The 19729-nt window shown below is 66.5% G+C and carries 15 protein-coding genes and 6 pseudogenes; 8 read left to right on the forward strand and 13 right to left on the reverse strand.

Going from position 1 to position 19729, the window contains the following annotated elements:
- Positions 1 to 123: 123 nt before the first annotated feature.
- Positions 124 to 516: a hypothetical protein gene (locus ACZ50K_RS35980; RefSeq protein ID WP_468911340.1), complete on the reverse strand. Its 393-nt coding sequence runs from the start codon at positions 514 to 516 to the stop codon at positions 124 to 126.
- A 76-nt stretch (positions 517 to 592) separates the two neighbouring features.
- On the opposite strand from ACZ50K_RS35980, the gene ACZ50K_RS35985 reads away from it, so the two are divergent.
- Positions 593 to 1174, forward strand: a complete 582-nt coding sequence (locus ACZ50K_RS35985) for a helicase associated domain-containing protein (protein WP_468911342.1) — start codon at positions 593 to 595, stop codon at positions 1172 to 1174.
- Between the two features lie 99 nt (positions 1175 to 1273).
- Here the strand turns inward: ACZ50K_RS35985 and ACZ50K_RS35990 are convergent.
- The 5 genes and pseudogenes from ACZ50K_RS35990 to ACZ50K_RS36010 all read right to left on the reverse strand — a co-directional run.
- A pseudogene (locus tag ACZ50K_RS35990) lies at positions 1274 to 2559 on the reverse strand (IS3 family transposase).
- Between the two features lie 157 nt (positions 2560 to 2716).
- Positions 2717 to 3073 (reverse strand): annotated as a pseudogene (locus ACZ50K_RS35995) (transposase family protein); the annotation flags it as partial.
- 583 nt (positions 3074 to 3656) lie between these two features.
- Positions 3657 to 3863, reverse strand: coding sequence for a hypothetical protein (locus ACZ50K_RS36000; RefSeq protein ID WP_468911344.1), 207 nt, complete (start codon positions 3861 to 3863; stop codon positions 3657 to 3659).
- A 697-nt stretch (positions 3864 to 4560) separates the two neighbouring features.
- Positions 4561 to 5040 carry a hypothetical protein gene (locus ACZ50K_RS36005; protein ID WP_468911345.1) on the reverse strand — a complete coding sequence of 160 codons (480 nt, stop codon included), beginning with the start codon at positions 5038 to 5040 and terminating at the stop codon, positions 4561 to 4563.
- A gap of 341 nt (positions 5041 to 5381) precedes the next feature.
- Positions 5382 to 5627, reverse strand: a pseudogene (locus ACZ50K_RS36010) (transposase); the annotation flags it as partial.
- Positions 5628 to 5707: 80 nt separating this feature from the next.
- Between ACZ50K_RS36010 and ACZ50K_RS36015 the strand changes: the two are divergent.
- The 3 genes from ACZ50K_RS36015 to ACZ50K_RS36025 all read left to right on the forward strand — a co-directional run bounded on the left by ACZ50K_RS36015 (position 5708) and on the right by ACZ50K_RS36025 (position 8422).
- Positions 5708 to 6004: a transposase gene (locus ACZ50K_RS36015; protein ID WP_468911348.1), complete on the forward strand. Its 297-nt coding sequence runs from the start codon at positions 5708 to 5710 to the stop codon at positions 6002 to 6004.
- Positions 6005 to 6083: 79 nt separating this feature from the next.
- Positions 6084 to 6917 carry an IS3 family transposase gene (locus ACZ50K_RS36020; RefSeq protein WP_468911350.1) on the forward strand — a complete coding sequence of 278 codons (834 nt, stop codon included), beginning with the start codon at positions 6084 to 6086 and terminating at the stop codon, positions 6915 to 6917.
- Between the two features lie 413 nt (positions 6918 to 7330).
- Positions 7331 to 8422 carry an IS110 family RNA-guided transposase gene (locus ACZ50K_RS36025; RefSeq protein ID WP_468911353.1) on the forward strand — a complete coding sequence of 364 codons (1092 nt, stop codon included), beginning with the start codon at positions 7331 to 7333 and terminating at the stop codon, positions 8420 to 8422.
- 182 nt (positions 8423 to 8604) lie between these two features.
- On the opposite strand, the pseudogene ACZ50K_RS36030 reads toward ACZ50K_RS36025, so the two are convergent.
- The 4 genes and pseudogenes from ACZ50K_RS36030 to ACZ50K_RS36045 form a co-directional block, all read right to left on the reverse strand.
- A pseudogene (locus ACZ50K_RS36030) lies at positions 8605 to 8820 on the reverse strand (IS256 family transposase); the annotation flags it as partial.
- A gap of 222 nt (positions 8821 to 9042) precedes the next feature.
- Positions 9043 to 9447 carry a DUF6009 family protein gene (locus tag ACZ50K_RS36035; RefSeq protein ID WP_468911356.1) on the reverse strand — a complete coding sequence of 135 codons (405 nt, stop codon included), beginning with the start codon at positions 9445 to 9447 and terminating at the stop codon, positions 9043 to 9045.
- A gap of 162 nt (positions 9448 to 9609) precedes the next feature.
- Complete coding sequence (locus ACZ50K_RS36040) at positions 9610 to 11202, reverse strand: DNA primase family protein (protein ID WP_468911358.1); 1593 nt, start codon at positions 11200 to 11202, stop codon at positions 9610 to 9612.
- Positions 11199 to 12257: a bifunctional DNA primase/polymerase gene (locus ACZ50K_RS36045; protein WP_468911360.1), complete on the reverse strand. Its 1059-nt coding sequence runs from the start codon at positions 12255 to 12257 to the stop codon at positions 11199 to 11201. The genes ACZ50K_RS36040 and ACZ50K_RS36045 overlap by 4 nt, the downstream gene beginning before the upstream one ends.
- 681 nt (positions 12258 to 12938) lie before the next feature.
- Between ACZ50K_RS36045 and ACZ50K_RS36050 the strand changes: the two genes are divergently transcribed.
- Together ACZ50K_RS36050 and ACZ50K_RS36055 are read left to right on the forward strand one after the other, a co-directional pair.
- On the forward strand, positions 12939 to 14678 hold the full coding sequence (locus ACZ50K_RS36050) for an ABC transporter permease (RefSeq protein WP_468911362.1): 1740 nt from the start codon (positions 12939 to 12941) through the stop codon (positions 14676 to 14678).
- Between the two features lie 34 nt (positions 14679 to 14712).
- Positions 14713 to 16008 (forward strand): ABC transporter ATP-binding protein, encoded by a 1296-nt coding sequence (locus tag ACZ50K_RS36055; RefSeq protein ID WP_468911364.1) that lies wholly within the window; start codon positions 14713 to 14715, stop codon positions 16006 to 16008.
- A 524-nt stretch (positions 16009 to 16532) separates the two neighbouring features.
- Here the strand turns inward: ACZ50K_RS36055 and ACZ50K_RS36060 are convergent.
- Positions 16533 to 16865: pseudogene (locus tag ACZ50K_RS36060) on the reverse strand (integrase core domain-containing protein); the annotation flags it as partial.
- 375 nt (positions 16866 to 17240) lie between these two features.
- On the opposite strand from ACZ50K_RS36060, the gene ACZ50K_RS36065 reads away from it, so the two are divergent.
- Positions 17241 to 17576: a hypothetical protein gene (locus tag ACZ50K_RS36065; RefSeq protein WP_468911370.1), complete on the forward strand. Its 336-nt coding sequence runs from the start codon at positions 17241 to 17243 to the stop codon at positions 17574 to 17576.
- Positions 17573 to 17704, forward strand: a pseudogene (locus tag ACZ50K_RS36070) (IS5 family transposase); the annotation flags it as partial. The gene ACZ50K_RS36065 and the pseudogene ACZ50K_RS36070, both read left to right, overlap by 4 nt.
- Positions 17705 to 18140: 436 nt before the next feature.
- On the opposite strand, the gene ACZ50K_RS36075 reads toward ACZ50K_RS36070, so the two are convergent.
- Together ACZ50K_RS36075 and ACZ50K_RS36080 are read right to left on the reverse strand one after the other, a co-directional pair.
- A complete protein-coding gene (locus ACZ50K_RS36075; RefSeq protein WP_468911366.1) occupies positions 18141 to 19178 on the reverse strand; it encodes an acyltransferase family protein in 1038 nt (345 codons plus the stop codon).
- A gap of 176 nt (positions 19179 to 19354) precedes the next feature.
- Positions 19355 to 19729 (reverse strand): integrase core domain-containing protein (locus ACZ50K_RS36080; RefSeq protein ID WP_468911368.1); only part of this gene is annotated, 375 nt, incomplete at its 5' end.

Raw genomic sequence — 19729 nt, forward strand, 5'->3', positions numbered from 1 at the left:
ACCGGATCGCCCGCGACCTCACCCTTTGGATGGCCGCCCGCTACTTCCCCGGACGCCCCACCCAGCACACCAGCAACTTCTAAAACAGGCCCTAGCTAGGCGCCTAGGGTGCCGCACGTCGTCTCATTGCGGGATGGTGATCTTCCCTCGTTCCACCAGCCACTCCATCACCGGCCAGCGGTCGAACTGCGGGCGGGCCGCGGTCCTTGCGGTGGGGCTCGGGAAGTCGGTGCGGGTACGGTGCCAGGATGCTGCGGTGGGCCGTCCCACCCCGGCGATCCGGGTCATGCCCGCCAGGACCACCCGGTCCTCCCCGGCCCGGAGCGGGGACAGTCGGGTCAGCGGGGAGGGGGAGCCCGGCCGAGTGGCGCGTACCGCCTGCCAGTCGACATCGGGGTGGACCACCTCCAGGAGCGCCACCTGTCGGGCGTTGTACAAGGACACGGTGGTCCAACCGCCCTGGGCCCAGACGTAGTCGATGTCCACCCGGCCGACCCGGGCGGGTCGAACAGGCACTGGCCGCAGCACAGACCGCCGCGGCCACCGCCGCCCCGGCCCGGCGGAGCAGCGGCGGGCGTACGGGGCCGGGCAGATGAACGGCCGGCGGGCGCAGCGGCTGGAGAAGCTGGTCATGGTCTGGAGCGTGGCGGATGAGCGGTTCCAGGAGAACCTGGAGGCCGCCAAGGCGTACTTCGAGGATCACTGGACGCTGTGCGCGCCCCGGTCCGCGACGGCGTTGGACCGGCCCGTGGGACAGTGGCTGTCCAACCTGCGCCGTCCCGGCGCGCTGGAGGGGCGGCCGGAGTGGAAGGCCGCGCTGGAAGCCGTGGATGAGCACTGGGACCCGGCGAGGCCGGCGGAGTGGCAGCGGCACTTCGCCGCGCTGCGGGAGCTCCTGGCGGACGAGGACGACGGCTCCGACGTCCTGGCCAGCTTCACCGTCCACGGCATGGACATCGGGAAGTGGCTGGCCAAGCAGCGCCAGCACACGGTCTGGGCCGGGCTGATGGACGGGCAGCGCGAGCTCCTGGAGGAGGTCGGCGTCGTCCCCCTGCCCCCGGAGCCGGTGGCACCCGTCACGGCCCCCGGGAAGACCGTGAGCGCCTTCGAGAAGGGCGTGGCGGCTCTGACGCAATACAACGGCCTCGGGGAACATCGGTACAGCGGTTACTGACTTCGGCGTTTCAAGGTGAGGCTGGGTTGTCGAGGGTGAGGCCGGAGCAGGCTATGTGAACCGTTCCGACTTTTCTGCCGGTGGTTTGTTGGCCGGTGATCAGTCGGCTCGTGGTTCTGTGTCAGCGTAGTGGGCTGCCTCGAACTCTGTGGGGCTGATCATGCCGAGACTTCCGTGCAGCCGGCGGTTGTTGTACCACTCGACCCACGAGGCGGTGGCGTACTCGACGTCAGAGACCGTTCTCCAGGAACCGTCGTGGAAGACCTTGGTCCGTATGCACTCCGCCTTGTAGAGACCGTTGATCGTCTCCATCAAGGCATTGTCATACGCGTCTCCGACGCTGCCGATCGAGGGGCGGATGCCCTCGATGCTCAGGTGTTCGGTGAAGCGCACACTCGTCTATTGCGACCCGGCATCCGAGTGGTGAATGAGCTGGTCGCGCCTCACGGGGTTGCCTTCGTGGGTGCGGCGCCACAAGGCCATCCGAAGCGGGACATCGACCAGCTCCACGTCCCGCCTGACTGAGGCGTGCCAGCTCACGATCTTCTGGGAGAAGCAGTCGACGATGAACGCGACGTAGGTGAACGACTGATACGTGCGGACGTAGGTGAAGTCGGTGATCCATTTCCGGTTCGGTGCCGGAGCCGTGAAGTCGCGGTCCAGCAGGTCCGGGGCCCTCGCGTCGGCCGGGTTGGGGATCGTGGTTCTGGGTCTTCGCCCGCGGACCACACCGTTGAGACCGAGCGAGCGCATGGCACGGTCGACGGCACCGAAGCCGGCCTCGGGCAGGAGCGTGCGGCGGATGAGAGCCAGCATTTTGCGTCGGCCATAAAGCCCCTCGGGAGCCAGCACGCGCTCGCCGGCCGCGCTGGTGGTGAAGGCCATCGCGCGGACCGCGTCCTCCACCAGGGCGTCGGTCACGGTTCTGGCCGCGGCCACATTGGACGGCCCGGCTGGGGCACACCAGGCTCGCAAGGTTCGCGCCGCGATCTTCAGACCAGCCTGTTCCAGGGCGGTAAGGATCGACTCGACGGCATAGCCGGTGGCCCGCATCTGATCGGTGAAGGCCACAATCAGCGGTTTCGGGGGTCGAGCTCCCCCGCGAAGAAAATCGTCGCCGACTTGAGCACTTCGTTGACCTCGCGCAGGCGCTTGTTCTCCGCTCGCAGCCTGCGAAGTTCTTCCCGCTCGTCCGTGCTCACACCCGCCGCCTGGCCGCCGTCGACCTCGTACTGCATCACCCACCGCCGCACCGACTCCCGGGACACACCGAGGGATTCAGCGACCTGGATGTGCAGGGCCCGCTCGGACGAGTACTCCGCACGATGCTCTGTCACCAGACGCACAGCCTGGCTACGAAGGGCTGCATCAATCTTCTTGGGCACGAGACCCATCCTCCCTGATAGCTCACAACGGAGCGGCAGAGAAGTCAGAACGGTTCAGCCCGCCCCCATCCGCATATCTCACACACCACGGATACAGCCACTCATCCGTACCCGTCAGGGACTTCCAAAGACATTCACCCCGACGAGCCGAAGTCAGTAACTCTTTCACCACTGCCTTGACTTGCCTGGTCAGACGGGTAGTGCGTCGCTGATAGCGCTCCAGCACCCCTGGCACCTGCTCGCGGAAAGTCTGGCGGCACCCACGTGTGGGACACACCAGGCGCCGCACCCGTACTCGGAGTACCACCCGTCGGCCGTCGACCGGTACATCGGCCACCGTCCGCCAGTGATAGCCGTGCACCTGCCCCGACGCCACCCCGCACACCGGGCAGGCCGCAGGCTCTCTCGGAGCCCGCGCCCTCACCACGACCCGCCCGCCCTCATCGACCACATCCTCGATGACCAGCGGCGATATCCCCGAAAACACCATCTGCACAAGCTCGTTGACATCCATCACGCCAACAACAACGACCGTCACCACTCAGCGTTACCACCGAATGTGAGACAGAGTCGTTTACTGGATAGACCCCCCACTCACGTCCCAGTGTCCAGGTGTCCACGATCAAGGGGAAGCTTCACCCGACCCAGCACAGCTTCGGAATCACGCCATCCAGTTGCCGGATTTGATCATTCGTCAACATCTATCCGATCAACGCCTAGCATGATCATCGCGGACTCCGGGCGTCCTACCCGTGTGAACCCGGACCCCGCCCGCCGTGTCACGCGGCGGAAGCCTGCGGGAGGGCGGACGGCGCTCTCCCGCAGGTAGGAACGAATTCGTTTCTTGTCAGCGCGGCCCCGCTCCCCCCGTCACCGACGGCGAGCCAGGCCTGATCTCCGATTGCCCGGCTGGTCGAAGGTCCTCGGGATCCGCAGGGTCGCCCACCGGGACACGGGCCCGCCACAACGAAGGCACGGCCTATGCCGTCCCCGACCGGCACGAAGCCGTAGGTCTTCGGATCGTCCATGTACTGCAGGGAGTCGGTGGAACCCTGAAGGTGATCCCCCATCACCCAAAGATTTTCCCGCCGGTACCTTCAGCGGCCCCAACGGCTTGTCGCCGCACGGTGTGTTCCCGGGGTAGACGTCCGGTTCGTCAGGGTCTTGCTATTGACCTTGGCCTGGCCGACCAACTGGCACTCCACGGCGTCGCCGCCCACCGCGATAGCCCGTTTGATCAGGTCTTTCTCGCTGGCCGAGGGCAGGCCGATCGCGCTGAGGACGGTCTGGACGAGGTTCGGCATCGGGGAGGGCCCGTCTGCCGATACGAAACGTGCCGACGCCTGCCGCGATAGCTACGGGCTCTCTCCCAGCTTCAACGATCACGTCGCCGGAGGACGGGCCGATCGGGCAGCCGGGAGGGCAGGAGTCCAAGCTCCGGCATCAACGGCGTCGGCGGATCGGCGGCAGCGTCACCCGAGAACGACCGGAGGAGGAGGTCCCCTCGTCTGAAGTGGGGAACCCGGTACGGGCGCGCCAGCACCAGTTGCGCCACCGGCCGGGTGACACGCTCGGCGCCGCGTATCCCGGCTGTCGGCATCTGCTGCGACCGTGGAACAATGCCTTCGGAACGCACAGCCCCATGCCGGCCCGGGGTTCCCGGACCTGCGCCGAACTGACGGAACAGATGCGCGGACCCGTTCACGCAGCCCTGACTGCGCGGGCAAACCGCGTGCGCGCTGGAATCCCCGAACGCCCCGCCTCTAGCCCCGGCCGGTACGCGTGGTGGCGTTCCCTGAACGAGGCACAAGTCCGCCGGGGGCTGCTCTTGGACCGCCTGGATGCGCTGATCGCGCACTTGGCTGACCCCGCGGGCCGTTCCCCGGCCACCCCGCTTCCGGCAGCCGCTCTGGAGGAGGCCGAAGGCTTCAACCCGATGCTCACACGGATGACCGCGAACTACCGCAAGGCCATGGCGAACGTCTCGAACGCCCCCGTCCATCAGGTCTGCAGGCCTTCGGCCGGAGTGGAGAACAGCCTCTTGGACGCCTCATCGAGCCGGGCGAAACCCTGGACGATCTGTGCGGAAACCCTCCACCGATCCCCTTGCGATTCCTTGCGAAGTCGCCACAGGTGAAAGACATCGCCAGTAAGATCCTCACTCCGCGCCGATCCCGGTTCGTGCCGTCGCAGCAAGAAACGCAACCGCGTCCGGGCTACCATAACCCCATCTGGATTAACGCCTGATTCGATGATCTGCATGATCTCATGGGATTCATCGAAGAACTCGGAGCGAGCCTCCAGAAAATCCTCGATCCCAGATTTTCCACGCCACATGAACCCACCCTGAAATCCTGTCTCGAAGTCTTCGGTAAGGATTTCAGCGTACATTTTCTGCGGGGATTCATGGGCCTGTAGCAAAGTAAAATACCGCTCGATCGTGTCGATCAGTACCGGCTCAAGAACATTCTGATCACTCATAAAAGTCCTATCTTCGCCATCGACTGCTTGGGGGCGCCGCAGCCCTGCACATTTTGTGATGCCTATGTTGCCCCACGGCCGCCTCACGCCCAGATAGGCGCGCGTCGGCGAGCGACGTATCTGAGAAGCATTTTAACTTCCCTCCCCTTGCGGCGCGCGTGGACGGTCTCACTCGGGTCTGGCTACGCTAAGGTCCGCTGGCCGGTGAAGACCTGAAACCACGGGGTCCTCCGAGCACGCAGCTCTGACGTGCGTTCGAGAACAAAGCAGTGCTGCCGCCGACTTCGTCGGCGGCAGCACCCCCGCGGGCGTGTCAGCGATCTTGTGTAAGTCGGGTGGTGTCATTGGATGCTGAGCCGGTCCTCGAAGAAGAGTGAGAACTGGTTCAGTGCCTCTTTGCAGTGTGCGGCGACGTAGTTCTTGTCGCGCGTCTTCGGGTTGATCTGCTCGCGAATCGCGAGATAGAGGACCTTCAACGCGGCCTGTTCCGAGGGAAAGTGGCCGCGGTTGCGGGTGGCCTTGCGGAGGCGCGAGTTGATCGATTCGACCATGTTCGTGGAGTAGACCACGGTCCTTATGGCCGGGGGGTGTCTCTATTGAAGTTCCCCCTCTGAGCTGGACAGCCTGATACTGGGACGGACAGTCCCGGAGGAAGCAGTCCCAGGTAGTGAGCAATAAGAGCAAGCGGTACACGGCCGAGTTCAAGCGCGACGCGGTGGCCCTGGTGCACTCGTCGGGCAAGACGGTCACCGAGGGCGCCCGGGAGATTGGCGTGAGCCCCGAGGGACTGCGTAACTGGGTCAACCAGGACAAGACCGACCGCGGCCAGGGGCCGGCGGGCGCGCTGACCACGGCCGAGCGCGAGGAGCTGGCGCGCCTGCGCCGCAAGGTCCGCGAGATGGAACAGACCATCGAGGTACTGGGAAAAGCGACCGCCTTCTTCGCGAACCGCAAGACGAAGTAGACGCAGCCACGCGCTACGCGTTCGTCGACGCGGAGAAGGCCGGCCCCGAACGCCCTGACGGCTACAGTGTCTCGCTGTTGTGCCGGGCCCTGGAGATCTCCCGCTCCGGCTACTACGCCTACCTCGCCGCCCGTCGGCCGCCGCCGTCACAGCGCGCGAGGAGGACGAGCTGGTGGCCGAGATCCGGCAGGTCCACGAGGAATCCCGTCGTGCCTACGGCGCCCCGAGGATCACCGCGGCCCTGCGCCGAAAAGGCCGGAGGGTCAACCGGAAGAAGGTCGAGCGGCTGATGCGCGAGCACGACATCCGCGGGATTACCCGCCGCAAGCGCCGAAACCTCACCAAGGCAGACCGCAGGGCGGCACCCTCCCCGGACCTGGTCGGACGCGACTTCACCGCGGCTGAGCCGGGCACGAAGCTGGTCTCGGACATCACGTACCTGCCGACGCTCGCCGGCTGGTGGTATCTGGCGACCGTCATCGACCTGGCCACTCGCGAGGTGATCGGGTACGCGATGGCCGACCACCACCGCGCCGAGCTCGTCACCGGCGCCCTGAAAATGGCCGCCGGCCGCGGCGCCCTCAAGCCGGGCTGTATCGCCCACTCGGACCGCGGATCTGAATACACATCAGGCGAATACCGCACGCTCATATGGGAGTTGAACCTGAGACAGAGCATGGGCAGAACGGGCTCATGTTACGATAACGCCGCAGCCGAAAGCTTTTTCGGATTGCTGAAAGCGGAGATCGGGACCACCGTCTGGGAGTCCCACGAGGCGGCCCGCGCCGACGTCTTCCGCTTCATCGAGGTCGAATACAACCGCACGCGGCTGCGCAAGCACCCCGTGTATGGCTACGTCACCCCACTCGAAACCAGAGCGCTGGCGACCCACGACCTCACCCCCGCAGCGTAACCACCCGCTGTCCAGGTTCAGGGGGGAACTTCAAACACCCCCGGACCTGGTGACACCACCCCCCAGGTCATGTCTTCGACAGGGGGACACAATCATGCCGGGCCCGGAGGCCAGCGGCCCCGTTGCAGGACCGCGAAAAACATAACTGTGAGACTTCTTCTGCGGCCCGGGATGGGTTGCTGCCAGGCTCGACGCCGATGATCCGGCATGACTCGAAACATAACTGGCGCCCCGTCAGGGGCTGCCGTTCCCCCGAGATGTCTGCCGGTTTATCGGCGTCGACCCGGCCCACCCGTTGGCTTGATCAGCAGCTTGTCCGCCTTGCGGCGTGACTCATCACAGTTCCGCCACGCGGTGACTCCACCCAGGCCGACGCCGACAACAGCCGTCCGCCCAGCAAGGAGAACGACCACGTGGCCATCCTGGCAGAACAAGTCGACGGCGTCATCGGCGTCGATACTCACCGAGACACCCTCGCCGCAGCGGCCGTCAGCCCCATTGGTGCAGTCCTGAACAGCACTGATGCCCCGGCAAACGCCCGCGGCTACCGGCGCCTGCTGGACTTCGCCCGCCAGCACATCCCCGGCCGCCGCTGCTGGGCCCTGGAAGGCATCGGCAGCTATGGAGCCGGCCTCGCGGCCTTCCTCAGCCAAGCCGGCGAGCAAGTCGTCGAGGTCTGCCGGCCCAAGCGGGCAGCCAACCGCGGCGGACGCAAGACCGACATGCTCGACGCCATCAGGGCCGCGAAGGAGGCCCTGGCCACCGAGCACCTGATACAGCCCCGACTCCGCGGCGAACGCGAGGCACTACGCGTCCTTCTCGCCACCCGCCAGGGTGCGGTCCTTGCCTCGACTGCGGCGATCAACCAGCTCAAGGCCCTGATCGTCTCCGCACCGGACAACCTCCGCGCCGAACTACGCAAACTCAAGCGCCCGGCTCAGGTTACCCACTGCGCGCAGCTCCGCGACCGCCCCGCACAGGGCCTTGAATACCGGATGACAGCGCGAGCCCTTCGGTCGACTGCCCAGCGCATCCAGAGCCTGCAAGCAGAGGCAAAAGATGTTGAAAGGGAGATCCTGACCCTGGTGAGGCAGGTGGCCCCGAAGCTTCTCGGCTTGCTTGGCGTGGGCCCGATCACCGCGGCCCAGGTCCTGGTCAGCTGGTCCCACCAGGGGAGGTTCCGCTCGGAAGCAGCCTTCGCCTCGTTCGCCGGAGTCTCGCCGATCCCCGCCTCTTCCGGACTCAGCAACCGGCACCGCCTCAACCCAAGCGGCGACCGCCAGCTCAACCGGGCCATGCACACCATCACCCTGATCCGCATGCGCCTCGACCCCGCCACGAAGGCCTACGTCGCCCGCAGAATCAGCGAGGGCAAGACCTCCCGGGACGCACAGCGCTGCCTGAAGCGCGCCATCTCCAGGCAGCTGTTCAAGATCCTCGAAGGTACCGAGCCGAACGATGGCGAGCAGCCCGACAACTTCCCCAAACGGCTTGACTCGATATAGCAGCCTCGGGGGGAACGCCAGGTAGGGCGTGAACTCCGGTCAGGCCGAGCGCCAGGTCCGAACGATCGCGGGATAGCGTTCGCCCAGGTCAGAGGCTGCGAACAGGTCGAGGGCCTGTTCTGGGGCCGCCTCGGTCGGCGCTTTGTAGATGACTTTCAGGGCCAGTACCAGCTTCGGATGGGACCTGCAAGATCCCCGCGTTCGTAGCCGAGGTGCTCGCTCATCTCGGCTTCCAGGGCCCGCTCGAGGACCGCTTTGGTGATCTTCGTCAGCAGCCCGCCCTCGCCCAGCAGGGCCGCCCCTGAAGCGTCAGCCTTGTCGAGCAGCCGCCCGACCACCTCGTCGACCATCTTGTCGCCGGCCGTCACCGAGGCGACGGGTTCCGTCTTGTCCGTCATGACTCGTCCGTTCCGCCTGGCCCACAGGCCCGAGGCCGAGCCCCGGGCCAGGCTGCCATATCACGGACTTACACGATCTTTCAGACACGCTCCACCCCGGTACGCTCCCGGCATTACCTGCCGATCTGTACGCCAAGGGCCACCGCCAGCGCTCCGATCCGCAGGCCACTCGACTGTCCGGAGGCCGATGTTCCACCACAGACAGGGACTGAAGGGTCTCGGTCAGGCAACTGTCCGCTGCGAAGCAAGCCGACCCGCTCGCTGGGAGGACAGACCGCGTTGGGACCGTTCCGTCTTCATACCGACAGCCTTGGGGGAGATGGTCCGAGGGTCGACGGCTTCGCCCGGTGCCCCTTCGCGGTAGAGACCGTCGGGCTCCGTGTCGCGGTCGTGCGGGAGCAGGTAGAAGACCCGCCTCTTCTGCAGTCCGCTGTCCGGGTCCGCTTCTGCCGTTTCGCTGAGCTCGGTGAAGCCGACCATGCGGCCGTCGCGGTGGTAGCGCGGTTTGCCCCGGCGGCGGGGGGTCTTGTCCAGTGCCTGGCGGACGTAGTCGAGCGTGGAGGGGTCTTCCAGCCACACCACTTTCTCCTCGTGGGCAAGATCACTTGCTTGGAGTAGTGAGCTCATGGCCGTCGTCCCTCCTCGGATTCACGTGCCTCGTTTGTCCACGCTACGCAAGGCAGCGGGCTGGATATCACGGGGTGTCTGGCGGTGCCGTGCGCTTTGGTCATGGTGTGCTCCGTCCATCCTAGGCTGCGGGGGCGCGTGGGGACAGTACGTCGGTCTCGATCACCCTCTGTGCGAGCCGTTCCCCTCCCCGGCCGCGCTCTCCTCGGCGAGCAGCGCGAGACCGGGGTAGTACTTCTGTCCGTTGGAGCGGACCATCTCGCTGGGTGAGGCGATCCCCATCTCGGCGCGGATGCGAGTGGCGAAGGCCCTGGTGGTGGCGGGTCGGAGCCCTTCGCCTTCTTGGCACCAGATGCTGTAAGCACGGTACAACGCGCCCTGCTCGACTTTGAGGTCGCGTGGTTCAGGTCCTCCCGTGCTGGTAGTGCAGCATTCGGCGAGAAAACGTCCGATGTGGTCCTCAGTGGTCGCGTAAGCCTGGGTGGCGGTCCGTACGACGCTGGGGCCGCCGAGGGAGGGTTTGTCGGCCAGGTACGCCTGGGCGCCGCGGATCATCCAGTGGAGGATCCCGGGGCCTTCGTCCCGGACGAGTTCCTCCGCGAGGTTGTCGATCTTCCGGTGGTCGGGGACGACTTTCTCGAACGGGATGAGGCGGATCCGCCGCCAGAAGGCGTGGCCTCCGGTGCCGACCTCGGGACGGTGGTTGCCGAGCAGCCACAGCTTGTGGGTCGGTTCGAAACTGAAGTAGTCCTGCCGCATGCGGCGTGCCTTGAGACGGTCACCTCCCGTGAGGAGCTTGACCCTGGCCTCGTCGAACTTGTCGTGCGGTTTGAGCTCACTGCAGACGAACAGGCGCCGGCCGTGCAGTTCGGTGAGCTCAGTGGAGTGTTCGTTGAACTTGCCGCGCTCCATGAGGAAACCGGGAGGGGCGACGTCGGCGTAGTCACCGAGGATCTTGATGACGATGTCCATGAGGGCGGACTTGCCGTTGGCGCCGATGCCGTACAGGAAGGGCAACACCTGGCCTCCGACGTCTCCGGTGATGGAGTAGCCGAGTAGGAGATGAAGGAAGTGGATCATCTCCTTGCCCTTGTCGTCGTCGCCGAAGGTCTCCGTGAGGAAGCGCGCGAACCGCGGTGTCGGGATGGATTCGGGTGCCAGGTAGGTGGCGCGGGAATGCAGGTCCCGTCGTGGGTCCGGCTTGCGTAGTTCCCCGGTGCGCAGGTCGGCCACTCCGGCGGGGGTGCAGAGGGCGTACTTGTCCCCGTCGAGGGTGTCGGGGTCGAGGGCCAGCTCCGGTGATGCCTTGGCCTGGGCCAGCATCGCCTTGACACCGGAGGTGGACATGGCGCGCTTGCGGTGCTGGTGAAGTTCCCGGTCGGTGAAGTGTCCCCGTGGATCGTGCAGGGGCATTTCTTCCGCCATGCCGCCCGCGGCCCAGATCGCGGATTTCTCGCCGCCTGTGCGTTTCCAGCGGTAGCTGTCCCACATGTACCAGCCGAGGCCTTCCACGTGGCGGAAGCTGTCGCGGTGGAGGTGGGCGAAGAGTTTGGCGTTGCCGCGGTCGGTGAGGTTGGTCAGCAGTCCGGACTGTACGACGTCGCCGGGCCGCGAGCCGGCCGGAGGCGGGTCCTGCCGCTTCGTGCCCCGTTTCCGGGACGGGGACGTGGCCGGAATGCTGTCGGTGCTGAAGGCGGCGAGTTGGTCGGCGGCCGCCTGCGCGTCGAAGCCGGTGCTGCCTGCGCTGCGGCTCATGAACGTCCCTTGGGGTGGATCGGCCGGGCGCTACCGGCGCGGAGGGCAGAGTCGACGATGAGCTGGGTCCTTCGGGCCTGTTCCGGTCGTGCCGCGTCGGCGGCCTCGGTGAGGAGGCGAACGCACTCGGCCTGCGGAATGTGGCCGCCTGCCGTCAGGCCGCCGGCGGTGAAGGCGGCACGGTTGAGCTTTTCGCTGAATCCGGTGCCTGTGGGCGTGGCAGCGCAGGCCCGGACCTCGTCGAGCAGGGGACGGAGGATCCGGTGCGCGTCGTTTCCGCTGCCCGGCCGCCGATGCGTCATCGGGCTGGTGGTGGGAGGAGGCGGGTGGGGAGCGTCGGCGTGTCCGGTGCGGGTGAGCTCGGCGTTCAGCCACAGGGGCAGGAGTGCGGGCGTACGAGCCCCGGGAAGCGCCTGGTAGGTGCCGGCTATGGTGCGGGTCGAGGGGGCCACGATGTAGCCGCCATTGGCCCTCACATCGACCTGCCAGGCCAGGGCGGCGCGGCTGCTGGAACCGGTCGAGGAGCGGAAGGCCGGGCTGCCGAACGGCACTCGGTACCAGATGTGGAGGCCGCCGGAGGGGGTCGCCACCCGTAGGGTGTCGCTGTCCTCGGCGGGGTTGGGCTGAGACCGGTGCGCCGCAAGCAGGGCAAGGGTGTCGTGGCCGGAGCTCAGCCCGGTCAGGTCGACCCGTTCGTCGATCGGGATCCCTGGCAGCAGGTGCTGCCGGTCGGGCGGAGTGTCTGCGTGGGCGTCGACGTCGATGACGACCAGCCGGGCCGGCCCGCAGGAGACCCCCACTCCGAAGCGAGGTTGTCTGCGCCACCACTCTTCCACCAGGGAGCGGTCCGTCGTGGCCGCGTGGAACCCGTGGCACCAGCCTCGTTCGGACAGGCACGGGCAGGCTGCGGGCAGGTGCGCGTCTTGGCGGCATCGGCCGCAGTTGGCAGCCGGGGTCTTGGCCCCCGGGGTGAGCGGGTGGACGGGGTAGCCGTTTGAGGCGAGCCAGAGCGCGACGTCGAGGTGCCGGCAGTCTGCGTCGGGAGCAGCGTGCAACGGACTGTCGGTACGGGCAGGCACTGGGTTTCCTCGGGGGTGAGCTGAGCGTCGACGGTGTCGCCGTCCGGGCAAGGCCGGTCACCGTTCGATTCGTTACAGGGACTGAAGGGACTGAACTTCCACAGCCCTGGGAGCGTAGCGCAGGCGCAGGCGGATACTGCGCAAGGTGGTGCCACCACTTCGGTGATTGAGTCCCTTGAGTCCCTGAGCATCGCATACGTCGCTGCTTTTTGGGACGTTAGGAACCGATTTACGAGAACTTACCGCGCGGCTCCCCCACTTCCGCGCCCTCGGCCCCTGCCACTCCGGTCACTGCCTCGACTCTGCAGGCCGGGGGCACGGTAGTCACTCAGGGACTGGAGGGACCGGATTCGGGTCATGGGCTCATCTGCGTCCGGCTCCGGCACGCGCTCGCACGGGCAGAGGAGCACAGGGTGCGGGGCGCGGATCTCGAACCTTAGATCACGGGAGTACGGAACCCTAGTCCCTCCAGTCCCTCGGATTGCACTCAAAGCCATGCGACTCGCAAGATCCAGCCAGCTCCGCCGGAGATCCGGCCGATTGCCCTACGCTCCTGTGCTGTTGCTCCGCCCGCCCGATAGGCCGGGCGGGCGTGTGTGGGGCCGCCCCGGGCGGGCCTGAAGGAGGCTCCCGGCGTGCCGTGGTGCTCTGGGCGCGATGGAAACCCGTAATCGCCCGATCACGCCTACTGGCCAGCCCACCCCGGTCGGCGGCCGCCTGACATGGGTCGACCTCGCCGTGGCCGCGGCCGTTCTGGTGCTCGTCTACCTGCTGCTCGCCGTCGGCGCCGGCACCACCGTCAACTTCGATCCGGCCGATGTGCCCGATGTCGACACCGACCCCGCCAGGCTCCCCTACTACGCCGCGCGCAGCGTGTTGCGGATGTTCATCGCGCTGTTCGCCTCGATCGTCTTCACCTTCTTCTACGCCTATGCGGCTGCCCGCAGCCGCCGCCTGGAGCGCATCCTCATCCCGGCCCTGGACATCCTCCAGTCCGTACCGGTGCTCGGCTTCCTCTCAGTGCTGGTCACCTTCTTCGTCGGCCTGTTCCCCGGCTCGCTGCTGGGCCTCGAATGCGCCGTCATCTTCGCGATCTTCACCTCTCAGGCCTGGAACATGACCTTCGGGTTCTACGCCACCCTCACGTCCCTGCCCCGCGAAATCGACGAGGTGTCGAGATCGTTCGGATTCACCCGCTGGATGAGGTTCTGGCGCATCGAGGTACCGGCCGGTGCCATCGACCTGGTCTGGAACGGGATGATGAGCTTCGCGGGCGGCTGGTTCATGCTCGTCGCCTCCGAGGCGGTCAGCGTCTCGGGCCACGACTACGCCGTGCCCGGGCTCGGAAGCTACGCCGGCACAGCCATCGGCTCTGGCGATCTCGGCAAGATCGCCTGGGTGGTGCTGGCGATGGTCCTCACCATCGTCATCGTCAACTTCGTCTTCTGGCGGCCTCTGACCGCCTGGGTTGAACGGTTCAAGAACGAGCAGGCCGAAGCATCCGACGTGCAGCGCAGCCACGTGCTCGACTTCCTGCGCCGCTCCCGGTGGCCGTCACTGGCCGATCGGGCCACCGCGCCGTTGCGCGAGTCCGCGGCCCGGGCAGCGGGCGTCCTGGGCCGCGACGACCGGCCGCTGCTGCCGGCAGCCCGGCAACGGCGCGGTGACGCCGTCTTCTGGACTGTGGCGGGCGCCCTGATCCTCTGGGGCCTGTACGTGGTGCTGAGCTACCTACACCGCGAGACCGGACTCGGAGTCTTCGCCGAACCCCTGCTTCTCGGCCTCATCACCCTGGCGCGTGTGGTGGTTCTCGTGGCAGTTGCCACCTTGCTCTGGGTGCCGGTCGGGGTCTGGATCGGTTCCTCCCCCCGTCTGACGAAGACCGCTCAGCCCGTGGTGCTCGTCCTCGCCAGCTTCCCGGCGAACCTGCTGTTCCCGGTCGCCGTGTGGTTCTTCCTGCGCACCGGCCTGAGTATCGACATCGGTTGTGTACTGCTGATGGCACTGGGCGCCCAGTGGTACATCCTCTTCAACGCCATCGCCGGTGCCATGTCCATCCCCACCGACCTTAAAGAAGCCATGGACGACCTGGGGGTAGGAGGAGTCCAGCGCTGGAAGCGACTGGTCCTCCCTGCGGTCTTCCCGGCATACGTCACCGGCGGGATTACGGCCTCCGGCGGCGCCTGGAACGCCTCGATCGTCGGCGAGGTAGTGACCTTCGGCAGCACCACCCTGACGGCGACCGGCCTGGGGGCGTACATCTTCCACGCGACCGAACGCGGAGACACTCCTCAGCTGATCGCCGGCATCGCCGTGATGAGCCTCTACGTGGTCGGCCTCAACCGACTCCTCTGGCGGCCCCTGTACCGCCTCGCGGAACGCCGCTACGCCCTCTGACCGCCCACCCCGCGTCCGCCTTTGGAGGATCCCCATGGCCACCATCCTCAAGGCCACGGCCCTGAGCAAGTCCTACGCTGGCACCGACGGCGAACTCCCCGTGCTGGGCGGCATCGATCTGGAGATCGCCGAGGGCGAGATCGTCGCCCTACTCGGCAAGTCGGGTTCCGGAAAGTCGACGCTGCTGCGTTGTCTGGCCGGCCTCGTGCCGGCCTCGTCGGGGTCGGTCACGTACCGGGGGCGGGAGCTACGAGGCGCCAACCCTGGCACCGCCATGGTCTTCCAGACCTTCGCACTCCTGCCCTGGCTGACAGTCCAGCAGAACGTCGAACTGGGACTCGAAGCGAAGGGTATTCCAGCTCGGGAACGGGCCGAGCAGGCGGTTGCGGCGATCGACCTGATCGGCCTGGACGGTTTCGAGTCCGCGTACCCCAAGGAACTGAGCGGCGGGATGCGGCAGCGGGTCGGTTTCGCCCGCGCCCTCGTGGTAAAACCCGATGTGCTGATGATGGACGAGCCGTTCTCCGCGCTGGACGTCCTCACCGCGGAGAACCTGCGGAGGGAGCTGATGGAGCTGTGGGCCTCGGGACGGTTCCCCGCGCGCTCAGTGGTACTGGTAACCCACAACATCGAGGAAGCCGTCCTCATGGCGGACCGGATCGTGGTTCTGGGTTCTCGACCCTACGGAACCATCCGCGAATCCTTCGACGTGCGCATGGCACGGCCCCACAGCCGTACAGATCCGGAGTTCGAGCGGGTGGTGGATTCCGTCTACGCCGTGATGACGGGCCGCTCGTCAGCTGCTTCTCCGCCAGCCGGGACAGTTCCGGAAGAGGCCCGGCGGACCCCGGCAAACACTCCCCTCCCTCCGGCCGGCGTGGACGGCATGGCGGGGCTCGCCGAAATCGTTCTGGCCCGAGGATCCGGTCGCGACAGCGGGGAGGACCTCGCTGACCTGACCGAGGAACTGGGACTAGAGGTGGACGACGTACTGCCTCTGGTGGACGGACTGGAACTACTGGGCCTCGCGGAGGTGCGGGGACTGCGGCTGATCCTCACGCCAAGGGGAATGGCATTCGCGGGGGCAGATGTTCAGGAATCGAAGGCGTTGTTCGCAGAGGCTGCCGCCGAAGCGCCGTTGATCCGTCTGATCACCAGCACCCTCGACCAGTCCGGGGGCTCCCAACGGGCGGGCTTCTTCCGAGACCTGCTCGCCCACCACTACACGAGCGAGCAGGTACAGCAGCAGTTGGAGACTGCGACCGACTGGGGCCGCTATGCGGAGCTGTTCACGTACCACTCTGACACCGAGCAGTACCGCTTGGACTGACCTTCCAGCCCAACCTTTTCGTCTCGGTCCCTGCTCCTCTTGGAACAGTCCGCAGCGTCAAAAGAAGATCAACCTACCGGGCAGCACGGGGCTCCACCCCTTCGGTCCCTGCGTTCGGTTCAGTCCCTGTCCCTTCGGTCCCTACGCAAACCTGCAGGTCAGCAAGGTGCAAAGTAGTCAAGAGGGACTGAAGTGACTCAAAATCCTTACTTCCAGTCTTCGTGCGTGTGTGTATGCGCGCGCCTGTATGCAGAGCTTCTAGAAGCCTCATGGATTCATAACTAGGACTTCTGAGTCCCTTCAGTCCCTGAAGAGCAAGGCGCAACCCCGTGACCAGCAGGTTTGCGTAGGGACCGAAGGGAGAGGGACTGAACCTAGAAGGACACCGTTCAGCCCCTGCCCCCAGCCCAGGTTCCGCACCAACATCCAAAGCGATGCCAGGACCAGACCCGCGACGAAACGTACGGATTCTCGCCTTGGCGAGTATCGGCCCGCCTGCGGTACGAAGGACAGCGCATGACGGTCTCGTATTCGACGGGGGTCAGCCGGCCGAGTGCGGCTTGCTGACGGCGTCGGTGGTAGCTTCGCTCGATCCAGGTCACGATGGCGATCCGCAGTTCCTCGCAGGTCGTCCACCTGCGGCGGTCGAGGACGTTCTTCTGCAGCAGGCTGAAGAAGAACTCCATGGCCGCGTTGTCGCCGGCTGCCCCGGCTCTCCCTATCGATCCGGACATCCCGTGGCGGTCGAGCCCCCGGACGAATTTCCGGGACCGAAATCGCGATCCGCGATCAATGTGCAGGATGCATGCGTCGACGTGTTCGCGCCGGGCCACGGCGTTGTCCAGGGCTGTCGCGGCCCGGCGCACCAGGGTCCCTCGTGCGAGGGGGCCTGGAAACGGCGGCGAACTGATCCGATTCCAGGTCCGCTGACGCCGCAGGCTTATGGAGCCGATCGAGGAGCAGCACATCGCCGAGCCCGGCCTTGGTGGCCCAGAACAAACACCGGCGGGGACGAGGACACCACTGGAGCTGTCATGCCTGTCCGCCTTGGTTTGCAGATGAACACGGCTGGGCCACCGTGACGCGAAGGGGCCTGAGCACGTCAGGCGGCCGCACGGCGGACGCTGGGGGTGCGCCGCGCTCACTCGGGTGGCCGCGCAGGAGTGGGCGCGGAGGGCGGGTACTGCTCCACTGGGGAAGATCCGACACCGATTTGCCGGAGGAGCCCCAGCGTGTTCTACCTGGTCCGTCGTTCCATAGCAGTGGTCACGGCCGTGCTGGTGTGCTCGGCCGTTGCCGGCACCGCGCTCGCTCCCGGCGTAGGCAGTGCCGAAGCCTTCCCCTCTGCCGAGACGGGGTGTCAGGCGGCGACAGGTCCGTACCAGCACCAGATGGAGGAATACCTCGGCCTCCGGGCGGACGGCCGGCAGACGGAAGCCGATTGCCGCGCCATCCGCACCTTCCAGGCCGCGCACGGTACGTCCCGCAAGGACGGCTACGCGGACCTCGGGACGTATCGGGCCTCGGTTGTCGCCGGGGCCAAGGACTACCCGAACGCCGCCGGCTGATGAACTCCCGCCGCTTGGCCCGGGACTACGAGACGCTACCCGCTTCCAGCGAGGCGCTGATCCGGTGGTCGATGGTCACCCGGATGAGCCGACGTCTGGCACGGCCCCGGGCCGTCGGCCGGCACTGAACGCCCTCGACGCCTGGGCAAGGAGGCATCTGCGCTCCGCCAGACGCCTCGCCTTCGACCTCACCCCTTCGACCTCGCCGACGTCGTCCCAAGGCCCAGTTCCGCCGCGATCTCCCTGGCCCTCACAGGTCCCTCGCCCGCGGACCGGCGCTTCTCCAGCATGCCCAGAGTCCGCTGGTAGTCGGGCGCGAGCACGCTCACCGGCAGCTCGTCCTGCTAGGGCGGCACCACCGGCCCCGGCAGCGACACGGCCTGCGCCGTCGTTTCCCGCTCCGCCTCGCCCTCGGTCAGGCAGCGGGCTCAGCGGCGCACGCGGGCCAGGGCCTCGACCAGTTCCTCCCGCGCGATCACCCGCCGGTCCAGCTCGATCTCCGCCGCCTCCAGCACCTCAGCCAACCGTGCGACATCCTCTCGAAGTGTGGTGGTGGTGCGTGCATCAGCCCTTCGTGGTGCTCCCGGGATCGGCTTTGGGTGTGAGGAGCCGGTTGAGTGCGCGGGCCATTGGCTTTTCGATCCACCGGTGCAGGGCGTAGGAGCTGGCGATCATGGTGATGATGACGGCCGCGAGAAGGATGTGGGGTTCGACGGTTTCCTGGAGCTGATTGAAGAGGATGAAGCCGATGTAGGCGTGCAGCAGGTACAGCGGGTAGGTCAGGGCGCCGAGTTTCACGAACCAGGGCCGTCCCAGGTGCTGTATCCATCCCATGGCGATGCAGGCCATGATCAGGAAGATTGTGGTGATGACAACCGCGACCACGATGGGGCTGAACGCTTCGCCATGGCGCTTTCCCACTGCGTCGGCGAACTCGATGCCGCAGTAGAGGGCGTTGCCGAGGGCGGCGAGGGCGAGGGCGATGATGGAACGGCTGGGGCCGTACTTGCGCAGGAGGCACAGTGCCATGCCGGCAATGAAGTAGTGCGCCCACTGTGACTGCACCAGCACTTCCAGCACACGGGAGCAAGACGTGGGAAGGAGGCCCGTTTCGATGAGTACGGCTGCTCCAAGCCAGCCCCACAGCACCGCTGTGACTCGTCGTCTGGTGAGCCCGATGACAACGAGGGCGAAGACGACGATGTAGAAGCGCAGCTCTGACCACAGCGTCCAGTAGACGACGTCGACGTTCGCCATGCCGAGCGGAGTGTTGAACATGGTCAGGTTCGCCAGGTACTGGGCTCCAGAGATGTGGAACCGGCCAGAGCCGAGGAAGATGCATACCATCGCGGTGACGCTGACCGCTGCCCAGTAGGCCGGATAGAGCCGTACCGCGCGAGATGCCAGAAACTGGCGCGGAGTCCCTTCCCATGCGCTCAGCAGGACGACGAATCCGCTGATCATATAAAAGGCGTCGACACCGAGGTACCCGTACCGGGTGACCTGGCTGAGCCCTGGGAACGACAGGCTACTCAGCCCGCCGGCGGGTCCGGAGAAGGTGTAGTGGTAGACCATCACGGCCACTGCCGCGGCGATGCGCAAAGCGTCGAGTTCAAACAGCCGTGCTCGTGCAGGTCTCGTCCGCGCTGGCAAAGCCACCGCTGGCCTGCGGAGCCGTGCGGACTGGGTGCGCCTCTTGAGCCTGCTCGCCGCTGCGGAGGCGGGAGCAGGGTGACGGCTCATGGGAAGATTTCAAGTCCAGTGAGACGGTCGTGGCGCTATGAGGTTTGTGGTGCGGGTTCCCTGCGCTTGGCCGGGTCGTTGATCCACGCCTGTTGGGGTATCCGGGGTGGTCGGGGGTGGCGGGCGAAGCGTTCGGGGTGGCGGGCGTATGCGTCGGCGAGGGTTATGGCCCGCTGGTCGCGGACCTCCTCGGCGGTCCCGAAGTGGACGGATGCCGGGGTGTGGAAGCCGATACCGGAGTGGCGGTGCTCGTGGTTGTAGTACGCGATGAACGCGTCGAACCACTCGCGGGCGTGGGCGAGGGAGTCGAACCATTCGGGGTAGTCGGACATGTACTTCGTGGTCTTGAAGTGGGCTTCGCTGTAGGGGTTGTCGTTGGAGGTCTTCGGTCGGGAGTGCGACCGTGTGAC

Source organism: Streptomyces sp. NPDC033845 (assembly GCF_055576225.1).

Coding starts and splice junctions, on each gene's coding strand:
- ACZ50K_RS36035 (WP_468911356.1), bottom strand. CDS start 9,447: ATGAGCTCACTACTCCAAGCAAGTGATCTTGCCCACGAGGAGAAAGTG.
- ACZ50K_RS36000 (WP_468911344.1), bottom strand. CDS start 3,863: ATGCCGAACCTCGTCCAGACCGTCCTCAGCGCGATCGGCCTGCCCTCG.
- ACZ50K_RS36055 (WP_468911364.1), top strand. CDS start 14,713: ATGGCCACCATCCTCAAGGCCACGGCCCTGAGCAAGTCCTACGCTGGC.
- ACZ50K_RS35985 (WP_468911342.1), top strand. CDS start 593: ATGAACGGCCGGCGGGCGCAGCGGCTGGAGAAGCTGGTCATGGTCTGG.
- ACZ50K_RS36005 (WP_468911345.1), bottom strand. CDS start 5,040: ATGAGTGATCAGAATGTTCTTGAGCCGGTACTGATCGACACGATCGAG.
- ACZ50K_RS36040 (WP_468911358.1), bottom strand. CDS start 11,202: ATGAGCCGCAGCGCAGGCAGCACCGGCTTCGACGCGCAGGCGGCCGCC.
- ACZ50K_RS36050 (WP_468911362.1), top strand. CDS start 12,939: ATGGAAACCCGTAATCGCCCGATCACGCCTACTGGCCAGCCCACCCCG.